This window comes from Ketogulonicigenium robustum, from assembly GCF_002117445.1.
Classification (GTDB): domain Bacteria; phylum Pseudomonadota; class Alphaproteobacteria; order Rhodobacterales; family Rhodobacteraceae; genus Ketogulonicigenium; species Ketogulonicigenium robustum.
In genome coordinates, this window is record NZ_CP019937.1 from 549,083 (window position 1) to 568,021 (window position 18,939).

Consider the following 18,939-nt stretch of genomic DNA (forward strand, 5'->3'; position numbering starts at 1 on the left):
AAGCCCCGCCTTGGCGGGGCTTTTTCATTATATCCCCAAGCGGTCACGCAGGGCGAACCATGTCATGGCCAAGGTCAGCAGCGGCGCGCGCAGGCTGCTGCCACCGGGGAAGGCGGAAACGGGCAGGGTGCCCATCACGTCGAAACGCTCTGCCTGTCCTAAAATCGCCTCGGCCATCACGCGGCCTGCCATGCCGGCCAGCGCAACGCCATGCCCAGAATATCCTGAAGCCGACATGATATTGCTGCCCACGCGTGTCACATAGGGAAGCCGCGACATGGTGATCGCCAGCGTGCCGCCCCAGATATGGTCAATCCGTACGTCTTTTAGCTGCGGAAACAACGAGACCATGCGGGCCTGCAATGCCGTTCCGATGTCTTTGGGAAAGCCCATCGAATAGCTTTCGCGCCCGCCGAACAGGAAACGGCCATCTTCGGACAGGCGATAGTAGTTCACAACGAACTTGCTGTCGGCAACGGCGATATCCTCGGCCAAGACCTGTTGGGCTAGCGGGCCAAGCGGCTCGGTGGCGCCGATGAAGCTGTTGATCGGCATGACATGCGCGGGCACTTTGGGCACGATATTGGGCAGATAGCCGTTCCCCGCGACAACCACCCAATCGGCGGTCACACTGCCCAGCGGCGTTTTAACCACAGCGGGCGCGCCTTCGGTGACCGAGATAGCCTCGGACTGTTCAAAAATCACGGCCCCTGCGGCTTCGGCGGCATTGGCCAAAGCCAGCGCATACCGCAGTGGGTGGATGTGGCCCGCGCCGCGATCCAACTGGCCCGCTTTGTAAAGCGGCGATTTCACCAGCGCCTGAAAACCCGCCTGATCAAGGGAAACGATCTTGTCATAGCCATAGCGCTTGTGCAGGAATTCGGTTTCGGCCTGCACATCGCGGCCCTCGGTGGCTGAATATTCGCCATGCGCGACGCCGGGGCGATAGCGGGCCTCGGGCGCAGAGGTCGTGCAAAAGTTAACCAACTGGGCTTTGGCGTCTTCGGCAATGTCCCACAGGGCGCGGGCGCGGGTTTCTCCGAGACGGTTTTCCAACCAGATCTGGCCTTTGTTATAGCCGGTCCCGACTTGCCCACCGTTGCGGCCCGATGCACCGAAGCCCGCGCGATGTGCGTCCAGCACAATGACGCGCAGGCCGCGTTCAGCTAGCGTTTTGGCGGCCCAAAGCCCCGTATAGCCTGCGCCAATCACGCAGGCATCGACGCGGTGATCCCCATGCAGTTGCACTCGCGGTGGCGGCAGGGTGGTGCTGGCGGCATACCAGCTGGCCGGATATTCGCCGGGACGATCGTTGCGATACAGCGGGTTCATACGTTCAACAACAAATGCTCGCGTTCCCACGGGCTGATGACCCGCAGAAATTCATCATATTCGGTGCGCTTCACGATGGAATACACGCGGGCGAAATCGGGGCCGAGGACTTCATGCAGGGCTGTTGCCTCGTCGAACAGGTCCATCGCGTCGCCCAGCGAATACGGGATCGCCTCGCCATCAGCCTCACCGGCATCGCCCATATAACGCTTCTCGGGCCAGATACTGTTGACCATGCCCAGATAACCGCATGCCAAGCTGGCGGCGATGGTCAGGTAGGGATTGCAGTCCATTCCGGCCAGGCGGTTCTCGATCCGCCGGGCTTCGGGGGGGGATATCGGCACGCGGATGCCGGTCGTTCGGTTGTCGCGGCCCCACTCCAGATTGATGGGCGCGGCAAAGCTGCGGACATAGCGGCGATAGCTGTTCACATAAGGCGCCATGACGGCAATGGCTGCGGGCATGTGTTCCTGCAACCCGCCAATGAAGTGGAAGAACAGGTCAGTCTCGCCACCGTGGGGCCCGTTGAACAGGTTGCGGCCCTGCGCATCGGTGACCGAGTGATGGATGTGCATGGCGCTGCCCGGCTCACCCTCGATCGGTTTGGCCATGAAGGTGGCGTAGCAATTGTTCTTCAGCGCGGCTTCGCGGATCAGCCGTTTGAAATAGAAAATCTCGTCCGCCAGCTTGATGGGATCGCCATGGCGCAGGTTGATCTCGATCTGGCCGGCACCGCCTTCTTGGGTGATTCCGTCGATTTCGATGCCTTGGATTTCGGCGAATTCATAAATGTCGTCGATGACGGGGCCGTATTCGTCCACAGCCGTCATAGAATAGGCCTGACGCGCCGCCGCAGGGCGACCGGTGCGGCCCATCATGGGGACGATGGGTTTACCTGGGTCGGTGTTGCGTCCAACCAGATAAAACTCCATCTCGGGGGCGACGACGGGCGTCCAGCCGCGCGCCTTGTATAGCGCGACCACACGCTTCAGCACATTGCGCGGCGAGCAGGGGATCGGGTTACCCTTTTGGTCAAAAGCGTCGTGGATAACCTGCAGCGTGCCATCCTTGGCCCAAGGCGCGGCCGAGGCTGTGGATAAGTCTGGCCGCAGGATCATGTCCGGTTCCAGATACCCCTCGGGGCCGGCGGCTTCGGCCCATTCGCCGGTGATTGTCTGGAAGAAGATCGAATTGGGCAAGTGGAAATACTGCTGGCGGTCCCATTTCAGCGCAGGCACGGCTTTGCCCCGGGCAATGCCGGGGAAATCGGCAATGACACATTCGACCTCGTCCAGCTTGTTCGCCTCGAGGTAGTCGCGGGCTGCTTGGGGGATCTGGTCGGTCCAGCTCATGCGGGGATCTCTTTGGTTTTGAAGAAACGGGCGATGCGGGTGCCGAGGCGCTTGTCATCCAACGGCAGGTCGGCGGCGGCACGGGCGCGGGCCAGCACCTCGTCGGGCAGCGCGCCGCCGCGATATTCTATCATGTCGTGGCCGTAGGCGGTGCCGAATTCGGGGTGGGGCTGCACCGTGAAAATGCTGTCGCCATAGACCAACGCCGCGTTTTCGCACATTGGTCCACTAGCAAGGCGCCGCGCACCTGGAGGAAGGCCGGTCACTTGATCTTGGTGCCATGCGTTCAAGGCGAGTGTTTCACCGCCAAAATCGTAATCGAACCGTCCGACACGCCAGCCGCCGTCGAATTTTTCGACCTTGCCGCCCAACGCCTGCGCGATAATCTGGTGGCCAAAGCACACGCCCACCAGCGGGCGATTGCTGGCCTGAATCGCGCGGATGAATTCCTCTAGCACGGGAATGAAGGGATGATCTTCATATACCCCGTGGCGCGACCCCGTGATGATCCAGCCATCGGCATCGGTTGGCGCGGCGGGGAACTGCATATCCACCGCTGCCCAGCGTTGAAAGGTGAAGTCGTGGCCCGCCAGCAACCCCTCGAACAGGTCGGGGAAATCGCCATGGGTCGGCTGCAACGCGTCGGGGGCGTAGCCTGTTTGTAGAATGCCGATTTTCATGGATGCACCGCTGTGGCTTTTGCCCAACCCTAACGCGGGCTGCCCTTGCGGGCAACCCAGCGGCTAGACGGTATCGAGGTAAAGATTCAACCGCTCGGCGGGGGATAGCTCGGCCATGTAGTGCATTTCCTGCCGTTTGGTGCGCACCAGATTGTCGATCAGCGGGGCGGGGAAGATGCGTTTGACCAGATCGGAATGGGCAAAGGCGTCGATCGAATCCTCCCAGCTGACGGGGATCTGGGGCATTTTCTGGCCATAGGCGCTGCCTTCAATTGCGGGCGGGGGGCGCAGGTCATCCTCTAGCCCGATCAGCGCAGCGCCCAAAATGGCGGTCAGCAGCAGATAGGGGTTCACATCGCCGCCCGCGACGCGATGTTCGATCCGGCGGGCCTGAAATTCCGATGCGGGCACGCGGATAGAGGCAGTGCGATTGTCATGCGCCCAGCAGATGCCGGTGGGCGCGTGGCTTTCGGGCACCAATCGCTCGTAGCTGTTGTGGTGGGGCGCGAAGATCAGGGCGCAGTCGGGGATGGCCTGCAGACAGCCCGCAATTGCACGGTAGAGTACCTTCGTCCCGTCATGGGTATCGTTCGCAAAGACGTTCCGGCCCTTGTCGTTGATCAACGAGAAATGCACATGCAGCCCGTTCCCCGCAAAATCGGGGTAGGGCTTGGCCATGAAACTGGCCGCCATCTTGTGCTTGCGCGCCAGCCCGCGCGTCAAGGTTTTGAACAGCCAGGCATTATCGGCGGCTCGCAGGGCATCGGGGACATGCTGCAGGTTGATCTCGAACTGGCCGGGGCCCACCTCGGACATCGCGGCCTCGGCGGGAATGTCCATCGCCTCGCAGGCGTCGTAAAGGTCGTTGAAAAAGTTGTCGAAGGCATCCAGCACGCGCAGTGACAGGTTTTCCGCCCCGATGCGCCGCTTGCCCGAGCGGGGCGAGGGTGGCACGCGCAAATCAGCGCCACTGTCATCGACGAGGTAGAACTCCATCTCGGTCGCCACCACGGGGCGCAAACCGCGTTCGGTGTATCGATCTAAGATGGATTTGAGGGCGTGGCGCGGGTCGCCGCCATAGGGCTGGCCATCATCCATGTACATCCACATGGGCAGCATGGCCGATGTGCCGTCCAGCCACGGCATGGGCACGTAACCCCGATCGGTGGGGCGCAGTAGGCCATCTGGGTCGCCTTCCTCGAAAACAAGGGGGCTGTCTTCTACATCCTCGCCCCAGATGTCGAGGTTGAGGGCCGAGATCGGGAAGCGAATTCCGGCTTCCTCGATCCGGCGGGCAAAACGGGTGGGGGTTCGTTTGCCGCGGGCTTGCCCGTTCAGGTCGACCGCGGCGGTGCGTATGGATTTGATGTGTAAATTGTCGTCAAGCCAGCTCATCTGATCAACCGTAATCGAAGTTTCATTCGACTACGCCTTTCTTGGGGCAGGTGGCGATTAAGGCGTTTATTCACCATGCCCATCAGGGCAGTGATGAGGAGGGTCAGCAGGATGAAATACCCTGCCAGAATCGGGTAGGCGACAAAGGGGTTGAACGTCTTGCCAGCAAAGTAGCTGGCATAATACAGCGCGTCACCTTGTTGTTGCACCGACGGAAATCCCGAAAAGAATACAAGCACCGTGGCATGGAACAAAAAGATCGCTTCGTTCGTGTAGGACGGCCATGCAAGGCGCAGCATGTTTGGCAGGGTGATGTTGCGAAACTTGGCCCAGCCGGTGAAGCCATAGGCGTCTGCCGCCTCCATCTCGCCGCGCGGGATTGCGCGCAGTGCGCCAAGGAAGATTTCGGCCGAATAGGCGGCCGTGTTCAGGAACAGCACCACCAGCGCGCCGTATACGGCGGATGTCAGGAACCCCAGCGCTGGTATCCATCCCTTCAGCGACAGGAACAGGAAGTAGGCGAAGAAGAATTGGATGAACAGCGGCGAGCCGCGAAAGATGAAGACCAGCCAATCGGCAGGTTTGCGCAGCCACGGATTGGCCTGCGTCTTGGCAACCGCCAGCAAGATGGCGAACAGGAACCCGAAGATGACCGCGATCGTGCCGAAATAGACGTTCCAGATCATGCCCGACCCGATCAGAACGACCTGATCGCAAAAGTTGATGTCTGCGCTGGGCAATGCGCGCGGCCCGACGCCGATGCTGCGCAGGCCATAGGTTGTCAGCGTGTCCCAGCAGCTCATGCGGCGGCCTTTCGTAGGGCTTCGCCGCCCGTGGTGGCCTGCCCGCGGTTCAGGCGGCGTTGCAGGCGGTCAAATCCGATTTCGGACAAGCGGGTCAGGCCCAGATAGAACACCAGCAAGAACAGGAAGTACCACATCCGCCAGTCGCCGTGGGGGTAGGCGGTGAACTGCGGCGGGCGCGATGCGCCCAGCTCGCGCGCCCAGTAGACGACGTCTTGAATGCCCAGCAGGAATAGCAGCGGTGTCGCCTTGACCAGAACCATCCACAGGTTCGACAGGCCCGGAAGCGCATAAAGCCACATCTGCGGCATGATGATCCGCCGGAAGGTTTGCCCGCGCGACATGCCATAACTTTCGGCGGCCTCGATCTGCCCACGCGGAACGGTTCTCATCGCGCCGAACAGGATGTTGGCGGCGAATGCGCCGAAAACGATGGAAAAGGTCAGCACAGCCAGCAAAAAGCCATAGGTGTCGTGCACCCATGCAGGCGCGCTGGCTTGCGGCAGCTTGGCTGCGGCGCAGACGACAAAATCGTTGCCCTGCCGGATGGGCTGGTCCCAGTCGGGGCATTTGATCTTGTGGCGGATGTATTCGAACCCTTGGTCCAACGCGATCACGAAGAACATGAAGAAAGCGATGTCAGGCACACCGCGCACGATGGCGATATAGCCTTTGCCGAACCAACGCAGCGGCGCCACGCGCGACCGGGCTGCCATCGCTCCGCCGAAACCGAAGCACAGCGCAACCGTGGCGGTGATTGCCAGCAGCGCAATGACGGTGCCGAAGGATGCATAGAAAGCCAAATGACGCGCATTGGTCAGATAGCACAACATCCAAGCTGGCCCGCCAAGGGTGGCGGGATCTGCGCAGAAATTTCCCATGCCGCTCTTTCGTTGGTGTCGTGCTGCACCGGCGATGATTGCCGGTGCAGCAGTCGTGTTTTAGAACTGCTCGGCTTCGTCGCCGAACCACTTGGTCATCAGCGCGTTGATCGTGCCGTCAGCCTTCATCGATTCGATCGCGGTGTTGAAAGTGGTTTGCAGCGCGGTGTCGGATTGGCGCAGGCCGACACCGATCCCGCCGCCGATCTGCACGGCATCCACAGCGACCAGTGCGCCGCCCGAGGCCTCGATCGCGGGCTTCAGCGAATCGCCATCGGCCAGAACCGCGTCGGTTTCGCCGCTGACAGCGGCAGCCAGCGCGTCGTCAAAGGTGGGGAATTCGACCAGCGTGGCACCGCTGGCGGCGACGTAGTCGGCCTGAATGGTGCCAGCCTGCGCCGAAATCACGGCCGAGGTCAGGTCCACATCGCCGTTCGGCGACGCGTAGATCGAGCTTTGAACCGGCACGTATTCGTCCGAGAAAGCGATGACTTGCTTACGCTCGTCCGTGATCGACATGCCGGCCATGATCGCGTCGTAGTTGCCCGAGACGAGGTTCGGGATGATCGAATCCCAGTCGTTCTGCACCCATTCGCAGGTCAGCTCGGCGCGCTTGCACAGCTCGTTGCCCAGCTCGATCTCGTAACCGTCCAGCTGGTTGGAATCGTTGACGAAGTTATAGGGTGCATAGGCGCCCTCGGTGCCGATGCGGACGATGTCTTGGGCCATTGCGCCGTGGGCCAGCAGCCCCAGCGACAGAATTGCGGTGGAACGCAGCAGGATCTTCATGGGGTCACTCCTTGTGGGTAAAGAAAGTGTCGGCTTGGCTGGCCGACAGGAATTGTTGCAGGCGCTGGCTTTTGGGGGCACCGAAAAGGGCTTGCGGCGTGCCTTCTTCCTCGATCACCCCTTGGTGGAGGAAAATCACATGATCGCTGATATCGGCGGCCATACGCATGTCGTGGGTCACGATGATCATGGTGCGCCCCTCGGCGGCCAGATCTTTGATGACCTTGATGACTTCCTGTTCCAGTTCGGGGTCGAGGGCGCTGGTCGGCTCGTCGAATAGCAGGGCCTGCGGCTCCATACACAGGGCGCGGGCGATGGCGGCGCGCTGTTGCTGGCCGCCCGAAAGTTGCGATGGCCACGCATCGGCCTTGTCGCCGATCCCGACTTTGGCCAGATAGGCACGGGCTTTCGCCTCGACCTCGGCACGGTCGCGCTTTTGTACGACCAGCGGGGCCTCCATCACGTTTTGCAGGACGGTCAGATGGGCCCACAGGTTGAATTGCTGGAAGACCATCGAGAGGTTCGTGCGGATCTGGCGCACTTGCGTGGCGCTGGCGGGGCGGCGATCAGGGCCGCTGCCTGCCCACAGCACAGGATTGCCATCAAACAGGATTTCGCCTTCTTGGCTGTCTTCCAGCAGGTTGCAGCATCGCAGCAGCGTCGACTTGCCCGAGCCGGACGACCCGATCAGCGAAACGACATGGCCTTTGGGGGCCGTGATGTCGACACCCCGCAACACCTCCAGCTCGCCGTAGGATTTGTGCAGGTTGTGGATCGCGATAACGGGAACATTGGCTGTCACTAGTGGCTCGGAGCAGTTTTACCTTTCGGTCAGGTTGGCGGTTTTTGGGCGTCGATGCAATGTTTTCGCGCCAATTTTCGGCGCTTCGCAACGTCATTGCCCAAAGGCGCAGCAAATCTACAGCGTCTTGTACAGCGCGCCAAGGCGGTCCAATTCGGGTTGCAAGCCGAAGGGCGTGTTGATTATGAACAGACCCGAGCCAACCATCCGGTGCCCGTCGCGGGCAGGGGGGAAGTGCACTTCGTGGCGGGTTGCATCGGGGAAATCGCGCACAAGCGCGTCCAGCATGGGGGTATGTGGCCCGTCCGTCAGGATCGGATACCACAGCATAATGATGCCGACCGGCCACTTACGGGCGATCGCGGCGATCTTGCCGGGGATGGCCGCATAGTCGCTGCGCAATTCGTAGCTGGGGTCAATCAGCAGCAGGCCGCGGCGCGGGTCGGGCGGGGTCAGCGACAGCGCCATTTCCAGACCGTCCATCTGGTGAATGCGCGCGCCAAAGGGCGAGATCGCGTTTTGCAGCGCCACGTTTTCGCGCGGGTGCAGGTCGGCCAGATGCAGCGTATCCAGATCGCGCAGGATTTGCGCGGCGATCAGCGGTGATCCGGGGTAGGCGCGGGGGCCGTGGTCCCTACGCGTCGCGGCGATGGCGCGAGCGTAGGGATGATCGGGGGCGAACCAATGCGCCACTTTGTCGATGCCCTGCGCCGCCTCGCCGGTTTTCAGCGCCTCGGGGGCATCAAGCAGGTAGAGGCCCCGACCCGCATGGCTTTCCATGTAGGTCAGGGGTTTGTTCTTCTGCGTCAGATAGTCCAGCGCCACGGCAAGGGCCGCGTGCTTTTGCACGTCGGCCAAATTCCCGGCGTGATAGATGTGCTGGTACGAAAGCATCAGACCAGACGCGAGTTTTCCAGCGCGGCTTTAATAAAGCCGGAAAACAGCGGGTGCGGGGCGAAGGGTTTCGACTTCAGTTCAGGGTGGTATTGCACGCCGATGAACCACGGGTGGTCTTTCCATTCCACCGTTTCGGGCAGGCGGCCGTCGGGCGACATTCCTGCAAAGTCCAGACCGCAGGCTTCCAGTTGGTCCTTGTAACGGGTGTCAACTTCGTAGCGGTGGCGGTGGCGTTCCTCGATCTCGGTCGTGCCGTAGATTTCGGCGATCTTCGACCCAGCCTTCAGCGTGGCGTTATAGGCGCCAAGGCGCATGGTGCCGCCCTTGTCGTCGTTACGCTTACGCTCGATCACGTGGTTGCCTTGGATCCACTCTTTCAAGTGGTAGACGACAGGCTCGAAGCGCTGGCTGCCGGCCTCGTCGTCGAATTCCTCGGAACCGGCGCTGTTGATGCCGGCGACGTTGCGGGCGCCTTCAATGACGGCCATCTGCATGCCAAGGCAGATGCCAAGGTAGGGCACCTTGTGCTCGCGCGCGAATTGGGCGGCGCGGATCTTACCTTCGGTGCCGCGTTCGCCAAAGCCACCGGGCACCAGAATTGCGTCATAGGCATCCAAGGTCTTGGCAGGGTTGTCGTTTTCCAGCAGCTCGGCGTCGACCCAGTTGATGCGGACCTTGGTCCGGTTGGCCATGCCGCCGTGGGTCAAAGCCTCGGAAATCGACTTATAGGCGTCTTCCAGGCGGGTGTATTTGCCGACGATGGCAATGTTCACTTCGCCCTCGGGGTTGGTCATGCGGTCCATCACGTCTTCCCAAACCGCCATGTTGGGCTTGGGCGCGGGTTCGATGCCGAATGCCGACAGAACAGCGTCATCAAGGCCCGCAGCGTGATAGGCCAGCGGGGCTTCGTAAATCGACTTCAGGTCATAGGCGGGGATCACGGCGTCCTTGCGGACGTTGCAGAACAGGGCGATCTTCTCGCGCTCTTTTTCCGGGATCGGCTGTTCGCTGCGGCAGACCAGCACGTCGGGCGCAAGGCCGATGGACTGCAGTTCCTTGACCGAGTGCTGCGTCGGCTTCGTCTTCAATTCGCCCGAAGCGGCCAGATAGGGCAGCAGGGTCAGGTGCATCAGAATGCATTCGCCGCGCGGGCGTTCGTGAATGAACTGGCGGATCGCCTCGAAGAAGGGCAGGCCCTCGATGTCGCCGACAGTCCCGCCGATCTCGCACAGCATGAAGTCGACCTCGTCATCGCCGATCGAGAGGAAGTCTTTGATTTCATTCGTCACGTGCGGCACGACCTGAATGGTCTTGCCCAAGTAATCGCCGCGACGCTCTTTCTCGAGCACGTTGGAATAGATACGCCCCGAGGAGATCGAATCGGTCGTGCGCGCGGCAACACCGGTGAAGCGTTCGTAATGCCCCAGATCAAGGTCGGTCTCGGCGCCATCGTCGGTGACAAACACTTCACCGTGTTCAAAGGGCGACATCGTGCCGGGGTCGACGTTCAGATAGGGGTCAAGCTTGCGCAGGCGCACCGAAAAGCCGCGGGCCTGCAGCAGTGCACCCAGCGCCGCCGAGGCAAGCCCCTTGCCCAGCGAGGAGACCACACCGCCCGTAATGAAAATATAGCGCGCCATCTGTGGAAGCCCCCGTGTTTGCCAGATCATAGTGCATAGAATCATTCGGCCAGCGCACCGAAATGCGCTTACCACGGGATTTAACTATAGCCGAAATTGGCCGGCTTTTGCAACCCGCTGACCGCAAAATAATGTAGGAAGCGGCAAGACCGCTTCCATAAGTTGTGGATGGATGTGACGGCTTAGTTGCCGCTGGGCAGCAGCGAATCTGCCTCGGGCGAAGTTGCCGAGGGGGGCAGAAGGCTGGGCGCGCCCGTCGACTGCGATGCGCCGGGCGGCAGCAGCGAGTCGAGGTTGTCCATCAGCGAGCTGCCCGAGTTGCCCGAAGCGGCCAGAACGGTCAAAACCAGCGAGGTAACGATGAAGCCGCCTGCCAGCCACCATGTAGCCTTTGCCAGTGCGGTTGCAGCCGAACGACCGGTGGTCGGCATGGCGTTACCGCCGCCGCTGCTACCCAGGCCGATGCCGCCGCCTTCGGAACGCTGCAGCAGAACCACGCCGATCAGTGCCAAAGCCAAGATCAGGTGAACGATGGTAACGACTGTTTCCATTGGATGGTGGTCCTACTTCTGCGATGCGGGCCTGTCTAATGGCAACCGCTCCGCGCTGCAACCCCCGTCGGGCGCTAGAACCGGCATTGATGGCTGTGGTTCGTGCCTTTACCTTAGGCCAATTCGCCCCGAAAGGTAAAAAGAGGTTTCCCCTTGGCCGGTCAATGGCTATAGGGTGCGCGGTATTTTTGCCGGACGAGGAGTTCAGGGCATGGCAAACGTGGTCGTCGTCGGCGCCCAATGGGGCGATGAAGGCAAGGGAAAGATCGTTGACTGGCTGTCAGAGCGGGCAGATGTCATCGCGCGCTTTCAGGGCGGGCACAATGCTGGCCATACGCTGGTTATCGGTGGGCAGGTCTACAAGCTAAGCTTGCTGCCCTCGGGCATCGTGCGCGGCGGCAAGCTGAGCGTGATCGGCAACGGCGTGGTTCTGGACCCGTGGCACCTGCAAAACGAAATTGCAAAGCTGCAGGGCCAGGGCGTCGAGATCACGCCCGAGAACTTGATGATCGCCGAGAACACATCGCTGATTCTGCCGCTGCATGGCGAGCTGGACCGTGCCCGCGAAGGTGCTGTCGGTGTCGCCAAGATCGGCACCACCGGTCGCGGCATCGGGCCTGCATATGAAGATAAAGTCGGCCGCCGCGCGATCCGCGTTGCCGATCTGGCCGACAAGGCCACGCTGGAAACCCGTATCGACCGCCTGCTGGCCCACCATGATGCGCTGCGCAAAGGGTTGGGGCTGGAGCCTGTCGACCGTGTCGCGCTGCTGGCGCAACTGCTCGAAATCGCGCCGACCGTTCTGCCTTTTGCCGCCCCCGTGTGGAAAGTGCTGAACGACGCCCGCCGCAGCGGCAAGCGTATCTTGTTCGAAGGCGCCCAAGGCGCGCTGCTGGACGTCGATTTCGGCACCTACCCGTTTGTGACCTCGTCGAACACTTTGGCGGGTCAGGCGGCGACGGGCGTCGGCCTTGGCCCGACCGCGATCGATTTCGTGCTGGGCATCGTCAAAGCCTACACCACCCGCGTCGGCGAAGGCCCGTTCCCGGCCGAGCTGGAGGACGAAGACGGCCAGCGTTTGGGCGAGCGGGGCCATGAATTCGGCACCGTCACCGGCCGCAAGCGCCGTTGCGGTTGGTTCGATGCGGTGCTGGTGCGCCAAACCTGCGCGACCTCGGGCGTGTCGGGTATCTCGCTGACCAAGCTGGACGTGCTGGACGGTTTCAAGACGCTGAAGATTTGCGTTGGTTATGAACTGGACGGCGAAGTGATCGACTATCTGCCGACCGCTGCCGACCAACAGGCCCGCTGCAAACCCGTCTACGAGGAAATGGACGGCTGGTCGGAAACCACGGCCGGCGCGCGCAGCTGGGCTGAACTGCCGGCCCAAGCCATCAAATACGTGCGCCGTATCGAAGAACTGATCCAGTGCCCCGTCGCACTGCTGTCGACCTCGCCCGAGCGGGACGACACCATTCTGGTCACCGATCCCTTCGCGGATTGATCGACCCTTACAAGGCCGGGGTTACTCGGCCTTGTCCGCCTGCGCAGTTGCGTCGACGCGCTGTTCGGGGGACAGGCGCAGCGGCATCAATGGCCCGTCATCGGGGCGGGTGCCCGCCTTCAACGACGTGATGACCGCCGCGACGATGGTTTCGGGGGCGTCGTAGCCCTCGACAGATACGGTCAGATCCCCATAAGCGATAGTCACGATCTGGCGTGTGGTCATACTGTCCTCTGTTCCTCGCGCGCCTGCGCCGCCTTATCATTGAAGGTGCCGGGTGATCCAAGGCGGTTTGCAGATTTCCTTTCGCGGCGCGGGTTGTCACAATCCGGCCAATCGCAGGGTTCGGCAATACGTTAGCTTAGAAGGGGCGCAGACTGAAACCTATTCCTTTCGACAATCCGCTACTGTTGGTCGGCCCCGTGCCGTGCGCGGCCAGCGTGGTGCAGGCCGCGCGCGATTTTACGGCTGCGCTTGTCGCGGTTGATGGCGGTGCCGATGCCTGTTTGCGAATGGGTCTGACCCCCGACGCGGTCGTGGGCGACCTTGATTCGCTGAGTGATAACGCTGCGGCGCGTTTTACGGGCCGCCTGCACCGGATCGAGGAACAGATCACCACCGATTTCGAGAAAGCCCTGCGCTGGACCGAGGCCCCCTTGCGGCTGGCGGTCGGTTTTTGGGGCGGGCGCGCCGATCACACGCTGGCGGTGCTCGGGGCACTGGGCGGAAATCCTGCGCAGCGCTGCATCGTTCTGACGGATGAAAGCATCATCTTCCACTGCCCGCCGACGCTGGATTTTGATCTGCCGGCAGGCACGCCGGTTTCGCTGTTTCCGCTGGCCGTGATGGGGTGCGATAGCACGGGGCTGGTGTGGCCCACGGCGGGGCTGGTATTCGATTCGCTGGGTCGCACGGGGGTGTCGAACAGCGCGGCGGGGGGGCGCATTACGCTGCGCCCCGCGCGGGCCGGGATGTTGGTCATCCTGCCGCTGTCTTGCTTGCCCGCCGCTGTCCGCGCGCTTCGCTAAAGCGCGCGCCAGCCGATGTCGCGGCGGCAGAATCCCTCGGGCCAATCGATAGCGTCGATCATGTGATAAGCCGCGATTTGCGCAACTTTCAGGCTGCTGCCGCGCGCGGTTGCGGCCAAAACACGGCCCCCGTTGGCCAGAATACCGCCATCGGCCCCCAGCGTGGTGCCCGCATGAAAGACCTTGTGGTCGGGGTCGTCGGGCAGGGTCGCAAGCCCGCGAATCGCGGTGCCTTTCACATAATCCCCGGGGTAGCCCTGCGCGGCCATGACAACGCTGATCGCGTGGTCGTCCGCCCAACTTAGCTGCACGTTCTGCAACTGCCCTGTGGCGCAGGCCAGCAAGGCATCCAGAATCTGCGGCCCAAGGCGCATCATCAGCGCCTGACATTCGGGGTCGCCGAAGCGGACGTTGTATTCCACCAAACGGGCGCGCCCGTCTTTGATCATCAGCCCCGCAAAAAGCACCCCTTGAAAGGGGGCGCCGCGACGCGCCATTTCCGCCATCGTCGGGCGGATGATCTCGTCCATCACCTGTCGTTCGATTGCGGGGGTGAAGACGGGGGCGGGCGAATAGGCGCCCATACCGCCGGTGTTCGGGCCTTTGTCGCCGTCAAACACCCGCTTGTGGTCTTGGGCCGAACCTACGGGCAGGGCAGTGTGGCCATCGAACAGAACGAAGAAGCTGGCTTCTTCGCCGTCCATGAATTCTTCGATGACGACCTCGGCCCCGTTTTCCGCGAACAGGGATTCGATGGCCTCATGCGCCTCGGTCGCCGTCATAGCGACGGTAACGCCCTTGCCTGCGGCCAAACCGTCGGCCTTGATGACAATCGGCGCGCCCTCGCGGTCGACATGGGCATGCGCCTCGGCGGCGGTATCAAACCGCGCCCATGCGGCGGTCGGGGCGCCTGCGGCGTCGCAGACTTCCTTGGTGAACCCCTTGGAGGCCTCGAGCATCGCCGCAGCTTGGCTGGGGCCGAAGGTCAAAATGCCCGCAGCGCGCAGCGCATCGGACACGCCGGCGGCCAGCGGGGCCTCGGGGCCGATGATGACGAAGTCGACCGCGTTAGCCTGCGCCAGCGCCACAACGGCGGTGGGGTTCAGCGGATCGACGGGCTGGCATTCGGTGTCTTGCGCGATGCCTGCGTTGCCGGGGGCGACGATCAGCCCGCTGCATGCCGCGTTTTGTTTGACCGCCCAAGCCAGCGCATGTTCGCGCCCGCCCGACCCGAGGATAAGAATCTTCACGTCAGCCCCCTTTGCCTGCCTGCCTTGGGGTCTTAAAGTCGCCCCGACACCGAGGCAAGACGACAAAGGACGCGCGATGGATCTGTTCGAGGATGACACACCCCAAGGAAACGCGCCTGAATTCAGCGTCTCGGAGCTGTCGGGCGCGGTAAAGCGCATGGTCGAGGGCGAATTTTCGCACGTGCGGGTGCGGGGCGAGTTGGGGCGAATCTCGCGCCCTGCGTCGGGCCACATCTATCTGGACCTGAAGGACGACAAGTCGGTTCTGGCCGCCGTTGTCTGGAAAGGACAGGCCTCGCGCCTGTCGGCCCGCCCCGAGGAGGGGTTGGAAGTCATCGCCACCGGCCGCCTGACAACTTTCCCCGGGCAGTCGAAATACCAGATGATCATCGAAGACATCGCCCCCGCCGGTGCCGGTGCCCTGATGGCCCGGCTAGAGAAGCTGAAGGCGCAGCTGGGCGAGGAAGGCCTGTTCGACCCCGCCCGCAAAAAACCGATTCCCTTCCTGCCCGAGGTGATCGGCGTGGTCACATCGCCATCGGGGGCGGTGATCCGCGATATTTTGCACCGCTTGCGCGACCGTTTTCCGCGCAAGGTCATCGTCTGGCCAGTCGCAGTGCAGGGCCAAGCTGCCGCAGGCGAGGTGGCGCGGGCGATTGCGGGTTTCAACACATGGACACCGGGCGGCGCGATGCCCCGCCCCGATTTGCTGATCGTCGCACGTGGTGGCGGTTCGGTCGAAGATCTGTGGGCGTTCAACGAAGAGGTTGTCGTCCGCGCGGCGGCGGCCTCGCAGATCCCGCTGATTTCCGCTGTGGGGCATGAAACCGACACGACGCTGATCGATTACGCCGCCGACCGCCGCGCGCCGACCCCGACCGCCGCTGCCGAAATGGCTGTGCCGGTGCGAATGGATTTGTTGAGCCAGTTGCAAAGCCTTGAGGCGCGGCAAGCCCGCGCGATCACGCTGGCGATGACGCGGCGCGGCCAGCGCCTGACCGACCTGTCGCGCGCCTTACCGCGCCCCGATGCGATTGTCGCCGCGCAGGCCCAACGCCTTGATTTTGTCTCGCAGCGACTGGATGCCGCGTTGCAGAACGGTGTCGAGGCGCGGGCCGCCAAGCTGCGCGGCATGGCGCTGACCCCCAGCGTGCTGCGCGCGCGCATCAACAGTGATTCCCGCACCATCGCGACGCTGGATACTCGCGCGACTGCGGCTGCTGCCCGCTTGCTGGCGCAAAAACAACAGGCGGTCGAAAACCTCGACCGCCTACGCGAAACTTTGGGGTATGAGGCCACGTTGAAGCGCGGCTTTGCCGTGGTGCGGGCCGACGGCCACGTCGCGACCAGCACCAAGGCATTGGAAGCGGCCAAGACGGTCGAGGTCGAACTCGCCGATGGCCGCGTCACGCTGCGCTGATTATTTGCCAGCGCCCCCCACGGTCAGCCCGCCAATCAACAGGCTGGGCTGGCCGACGCCCACAGGCACCCATTGGCCCTCTTTGCCGCAGTTGCCGATGCCGGGGTCTAGCTGCAGGTCGTTGCCGATGCCGCGAATGTGCTGCAGGGCCGTTGCACCATCGCCGATCAGCGTTGCGCCTTTCACAGGCTCGCCGATAACGCCATTGCGGACACGGTAGGCCTCGGTACACGAGAAGACGAATTTGCCGCTGGTAATGTCGACTTGCCCGCCGCCAAACCCGACGGCGTAGATGCCGTCTTTCAGTTCAGCCACAAGCGAGGCCGGATCCGCGTTTCCGGCCAGCATATAGGTGTTGGTCATGCGGGGCATGGGCGTGTGGGCAAAGCTTTCGCGCCGCCCGTTACCGGTGGGCTTTACGCCCATCAGACGCGCGTTTTGACGATCTTGCATGTAACCGACCAGAATACCGTCTTCGATCAGCACGTTTTTCCCCGAAGGCGTGCCTTCGTCATCAAAGGTGATCGACCCGCGCCGGTCGGGAATCGTGCCGTCATCCAGCACCGTCACGCCTGGGGCAGCGATGCGCTGCCCCATCAGCCCTGCGAAGGCCGAGGCGCCCTTGCGGTTAAAGTCGCCCTCCAGCCCGTGGCCAATGGCCTCGTGCAGCAAGATGCCGGGCCAGCCCGGCCCCAGAACCACATCCATCACCCCGGCAGGGGCAGGGACGGCGTCCAGATTCACCGTCGCGATCCGCAGCGCCTCGCGGGCGGCGTTTTGCCAGTGGGCCGGCTCCATCAGCCCGTCGAGGCCAAAGCGGCCGCCTGCGCCGGTGCTGCCGGTTTCGCGCCGCCCATCCCGTTCGATGGTGATCGAGATGTTCATCCGCGAGAGGGGGCGGAAGTCGGTGTATTCGCCGCCTTCGGGGCGCAGGATGACAACCTGTTGCAGGCCCGCCGAAACGCTGGCCGAGACTTGCACGACGCGCGGGTCGAGCGCGCGGGCGAAAGCGTCGATCTGCCGCAGCATTTCCACCTTCGCGGGGAAGGTCGCCGATTCCAGCGGGTCGGCGTCGGTATAAAGCAGCCGGTTGGTGTGGGCAGGGGCCTCGGCCAAAGTGCCGCCGCCTGCGCCAACAGCCAGGCGTGCGGTCGCGACAGCGCGTTTTACCGCGGCTTCGGAAATCTCGGTCGAGTGGGAATAGCCCGTGGTCTCGCCGCGCACGGCGCGCAGACCAAAACCTTCGCCCGCGTCGTAACTTGCTGTTTTCAGGGTGCCGTCATCAATCGCCAGCGCCTCGGAATGGCGCCGTTCCAGAAACAACTCGCCATCATCGGCCCCCGCAACAGCGTCACGCAGCTGCGCTAGCGCAACATCGCGGTCGAGCGACTCATCAAAAGGGCGGAAAGTGGTATTGTTCATCGTCATGCCTTGTTCTGATTGTCGCACCCCGATCAGATAAAGCCTGCCGCCGTAGAAAAACAGGGATGGCGGGACGAATTCGCACTTTGCGTGTCAAGGGATGCTCGCTTTCGCTTGCCCTATCGCGAGGTTTGTGTGAAAGACACAAAAAAAGGATGAGCGAAAGCTGGCCCTTTCCCGGGGCGGTGGCGCGCAATTTGCACGAGACAAGGGATAGAGATGAATATCGCAAAAACCTTTGGAAAACTGTGGTTGGGCGGCATTACCGCTGCGGCTGGTACGCTGACCGCAGCTGCGGCCTTCGCACAGAACATGTCGGACGAGGTTCTGCCCACCGACCTACCGGTGATTGGCCGTCCAATTCCCAACGGTATCGCGCTGCAACCCGCAGCGACCGAACTGGCCCATGATATCCACTTCCTGGATAACATGCTGCTGGTTATCATTTTCGGCATCAGCATTTTCGTTCTGGCGCTGCTGGCGATCATTGTGTTCCGCTTCAATGAAAAGCGTAACCCGAAGGCTTCGCAGTTCACCCACAACACCCCGCTGGAAATCGTTTGGACCATCGTTCCGATCGTGATCCTGGTGTTCATCGGTGCGTTCTCGCTGCCGGTTCTGTTCAAGCAGCAAGAATTCCCCGAAGGTGACGTTGTCATCAACATCGAGGGTCGTAGCTGGTACTGGAACTACACCTACCCGAACGACAACATCATGCTCGACGGCTACATGCTGGACGCAAGCGATCTGGAATACTACGGCTACACCGAAGACGACTACCTGCTGGCGACCGATACTGCCATGGTCATCCCGTCGGGCCGCAAGATCCTGCTGCAAATCACTGGCGGCGACGTCATCCACTCGTGGACGATCCCTGCCTTTGGCGTGAAGCAAGATGCGATCCCCGGCCGTATTGGTCTGGCGTGGTTCGAGGTCGAGCCCGGCATGGAAGGCATCTACTTCGGTCAGTGTTCGGAACTGTGCGGCAAAGACCACGCCTACATGCCGATCACCGTCAAAGTTGTGACCCCGGAAGTTTACGACGAGTGGCTGCAAGAAGCTGCTGACGAATTCCCGGCTTACTAATCCGGTAGCCCACCCGGGCCTGCCACTGTACACATCCCGGCCAGCGATGGCCGGGATAATTTACAAATCCGGACCCGTTCTGGATTTTAGCGGATGTGGCGATCTGC

At 62.3% G+C, this 18,939-nt stretch carries 18 protein-coding genes; 4 read left to right on the forward strand and 14 right to left on the reverse strand.

Features of this window, described 5'->3' with window-relative positions; all coding sequences use genetic code 11:
* Window positions 1-27: 27 nt before the first annotated feature.
* From BVG79_RS02750 to secG, 11 genes are all read right to left on the reverse strand, one after another.
* On the reverse strand, window positions 28-1,332 hold the full coding sequence (locus BVG79_RS02750) for an NAD(P)/FAD-dependent oxidoreductase (RefSeq protein ID WP_085785531.1): 1,305 nt from the start codon (window positions 1,330-1,332) through the stop codon (window positions 28-30).
* Entirely contained in the window at window positions 1,329-2,684 is a 1,356-nt protein-coding gene (locus BVG79_RS02755; protein WP_085785532.1) for a glutamine synthetase family protein, read from the reverse strand. The genes BVG79_RS02750 and BVG79_RS02755 overlap by 4 nt, the downstream gene beginning before the upstream one ends.
* On the reverse strand, window positions 2,681-3,364 hold the full coding sequence (locus BVG79_RS02760; RefSeq protein WP_085785533.1) for a type 1 glutamine amidotransferase: 684 nt from the start codon (window positions 3,362-3,364) through the stop codon (window positions 2,681-2,683). The genes BVG79_RS02755 and BVG79_RS02760 overlap by 4 nt, the downstream gene beginning before the upstream one ends.
* A 63-nt stretch (window positions 3,365-3,427) precedes the next feature.
* Window positions 3,428-4,759 carry a glutamine synthetase family protein gene (locus BVG79_RS02765; RefSeq protein ID WP_085785534.1) on the reverse strand — a complete coding sequence of 444 codons (1,332 nt, stop codon included), beginning with the start codon at window positions 4,757-4,759 and terminating at the stop codon, window positions 3,428-3,430.
* Window positions 4,756-5,562: an ABC transporter permease gene (locus tag BVG79_RS02770; protein ID WP_085785535.1), complete on the reverse strand. Its 807-nt coding sequence runs from the start codon at window positions 5,560-5,562 to the stop codon at window positions 4,756-4,758. Before BVG79_RS02770 ends, BVG79_RS02765 begins: the two co-directional genes overlap by 4 nt.
* Entirely contained in the window at window positions 5,559-6,443 is an 885-nt protein-coding gene (locus BVG79_RS02775; protein ID WP_085785536.1) for an ABC transporter permease, read from the reverse strand. The genes BVG79_RS02770 and BVG79_RS02775 overlap by 4 nt, the downstream gene beginning before the upstream one ends.
* A gap of 60 nt (window positions 6,444-6,503) precedes the next feature.
* Complete coding sequence (locus BVG79_RS02780) at window positions 6,504-7,232, reverse strand: transporter substrate-binding domain-containing protein (protein WP_085785537.1); 729 nt, start codon at window positions 7,230-7,232, stop codon at window positions 6,504-6,506.
* Between the two features lie 4 nt (window positions 7,233-7,236).
* Window positions 7,237-8,034, reverse strand: coding sequence for an ABC transporter ATP-binding protein (locus tag BVG79_RS02785; protein WP_085785538.1), 798 nt, complete (start codon window positions 8,032-8,034; stop codon window positions 7,237-7,239).
* Window positions 8,035-8,151: 117 nt separating this feature from the next.
* The gene (gene rlmJ, locus BVG79_RS02790) at window positions 8,152-8,928 is read right to left on the reverse strand and encodes a 23S rRNA (adenine(2030)-N(6))-methyltransferase RlmJ (RefSeq protein WP_085785539.1); all 777 of its coding nucleotides are present in this window, start codon (window positions 8,926-8,928) and stop codon (window positions 8,152-8,154) included.
* Complete coding sequence (locus tag BVG79_RS02795) at window positions 8,928-10,571, reverse strand: CTP synthase (protein WP_085785540.1); 1,644 nt, start codon at window positions 10,569-10,571, stop codon at window positions 8,928-8,930. The genes rlmJ and BVG79_RS02795 overlap by 1 nt, the downstream gene beginning before the upstream one ends.
* Window positions 10,572-10,753: 182 nt before the next feature.
* A complete protein-coding gene (gene secG, locus BVG79_RS02800) occupies window positions 10,754-11,122 on the reverse strand; it encodes a preprotein translocase subunit SecG (RefSeq protein WP_085785541.1) in 369 nt (122 codons plus the stop codon).
* Between the two features lie 211 nt (window positions 11,123-11,333).
* On the opposite strand from secG, the gene BVG79_RS02805 reads away from it, so the two are divergent.
* Window positions 11,334-12,626 (forward strand): adenylosuccinate synthase, encoded by a 1,293-nt coding sequence (locus BVG79_RS02805; RefSeq protein WP_085785542.1) that lies wholly within the window; start codon window positions 11,334-11,336, stop codon window positions 12,624-12,626.
* A gap of 21 nt (window positions 12,627-12,647) precedes the next feature.
* Here the strand turns inward: BVG79_RS02805 and BVG79_RS02810 are convergent, their stop codons facing one another.
* Window positions 12,648-12,851 carry a hypothetical protein gene (locus BVG79_RS02810; protein WP_085785543.1) on the reverse strand — a complete coding sequence of 68 codons (204 nt, stop codon included), beginning with the start codon at window positions 12,849-12,851 and terminating at the stop codon, window positions 12,648-12,650.
* 185 nt (window positions 12,852-13,036) lie between these two features.
* Between BVG79_RS02810 and BVG79_RS02815 the strand changes: the two genes are divergently transcribed.
* On the forward strand, window positions 13,037-13,654 hold the full coding sequence (locus BVG79_RS02815) for a thiamine pyrophosphokinase (RefSeq protein ID WP_236951398.1): 618 nt from the start codon (window positions 13,037-13,039) through the stop codon (window positions 13,652-13,654).
* On the opposite strand, the gene purD is transcribed toward BVG79_RS02815, so the two are convergent.
* A complete protein-coding gene (gene purD / locus BVG79_RS02820) occupies window positions 13,651-14,904 on the reverse strand; it encodes a phosphoribosylamine--glycine ligase (RefSeq protein ID WP_085785545.1) in 1,254 nt (417 codons plus the stop codon). The two genes, BVG79_RS02815 and purD, sit on opposite strands and share 4 nt — an antisense overlap.
* A 76-nt stretch (window positions 14,905-14,980) precedes the next feature.
* Here purD and xseA point away from each other — a divergent pair, with 76 nt between their 5' ends.
* Window positions 14,981-16,324 (forward strand): exodeoxyribonuclease VII large subunit, encoded by a 1,344-nt coding sequence (gene xseA / locus BVG79_RS02825; RefSeq protein ID WP_085785546.1) that lies wholly within the window; start codon window positions 14,981-14,983, stop codon window positions 16,322-16,324.
* On the opposite strand, the gene tldD is transcribed toward xseA, so the two are convergent.
* Entirely contained in the window at window positions 16,325-17,746 is a 1,422-nt protein-coding gene (gene tldD, locus BVG79_RS02830; RefSeq protein ID WP_085787208.1) for a metalloprotease TldD, read from the reverse strand.
* Between the two features lie 219 nt (window positions 17,747-17,965).
* Between tldD and coxB the strand changes: the two genes are divergently transcribed.
* Window positions 17,966-18,832 carry a cytochrome c oxidase subunit II gene (gene coxB, locus BVG79_RS02835; RefSeq protein ID WP_085785547.1) on the forward strand — a complete coding sequence of 289 codons (867 nt, stop codon included), beginning with the start codon at window positions 17,966-17,968 and terminating at the stop codon, window positions 18,830-18,832.
* Window positions 18,833-18,939: the final 107 nt, after the last annotated feature.

Coding starts and splice junctions, on each gene's coding strand:
- xseA (WP_085785546.1), top strand. CDS start 14,981: ATGGATCTGTTCGAGGATGACACACCCCAAGGAAACGCGCCTGAATTC.
- BVG79_RS02795 (WP_085785540.1), bottom strand. CDS start 10,571: ATGGCGCGCTATATTTTCATTACGGGCGGTGTGGTCTCCTCGCTGGGC.
- BVG79_RS02750 (WP_085785531.1), bottom strand. CDS start 1,332: ATGAACCCGCTGTATCGCAACGATCGTCCCGGCGAATATCCGGCCAGC.
- BVG79_RS02765 (WP_085785534.1), bottom strand. CDS start 4,759: ATGAGCTGGCTTGACGACAATTTACACATCAAATCCATACGCACCGCC.
- coxB (WP_085785547.1), top strand. CDS start 17,966: ATGAATATCGCAAAAACCTTTGGAAAACTGTGGTTGGGCGGCATTACC.
- secG (WP_085785541.1), bottom strand. CDS start 11,122: ATGGAAACAGTCGTTACCATCGTTCACCTGATCTTGGCTTTGGCACTG.
- BVG79_RS02780 (WP_085785537.1), bottom strand. CDS start 7,232: ATGAAGATCCTGCTGCGTTCCACCGCAATTCTGTCGCTGGGGCTGCTG.
- tldD (WP_085787208.1), bottom strand. CDS start 17,746: ATGAACAATACCACTTTCCGCCCTTTTGATGAGTCGCTCGACCGCGAT.
- BVG79_RS02755 (WP_085785532.1), bottom strand. CDS start 2,684: ATGAGCTGGACCGACCAGATCCCCCAAGCAGCCCGCGACTACCTCGAG.
- BVG79_RS02770 (WP_085785535.1), bottom strand. CDS start 5,562: ATGAGCTGCTGGGACACGCTGACAACCTATGGCCTGCGCAGCATCGGC.
- rlmJ (WP_085785539.1), bottom strand. CDS start 8,928: ATGCTTTCGTACCAGCACATCTATCACGCCGGGAATTTGGCCGACGTG.
- BVG79_RS02805 (WP_085785542.1), top strand. CDS start 11,334: ATGGCAAACGTGGTCGTCGTCGGCGCCCAATGGGGCGATGAAGGCAAG.
- BVG79_RS02760 (WP_085785533.1), bottom strand. CDS start 3,364: ATGAAAATCGGCATTCTACAAACAGGCTACGCCCCCGACGCGTTGCAG.
- BVG79_RS02810 (WP_085785543.1), bottom strand. CDS start 12,851: ATGACCACACGCCAGATCGTGACTATCGCTTATGGGGATCTGACCGTA.
- BVG79_RS02775 (WP_085785536.1), bottom strand. CDS start 6,443: ATGGGAAATTTCTGCGCAGATCCCGCCACCCTTGGCGGGCCAGCTTGG.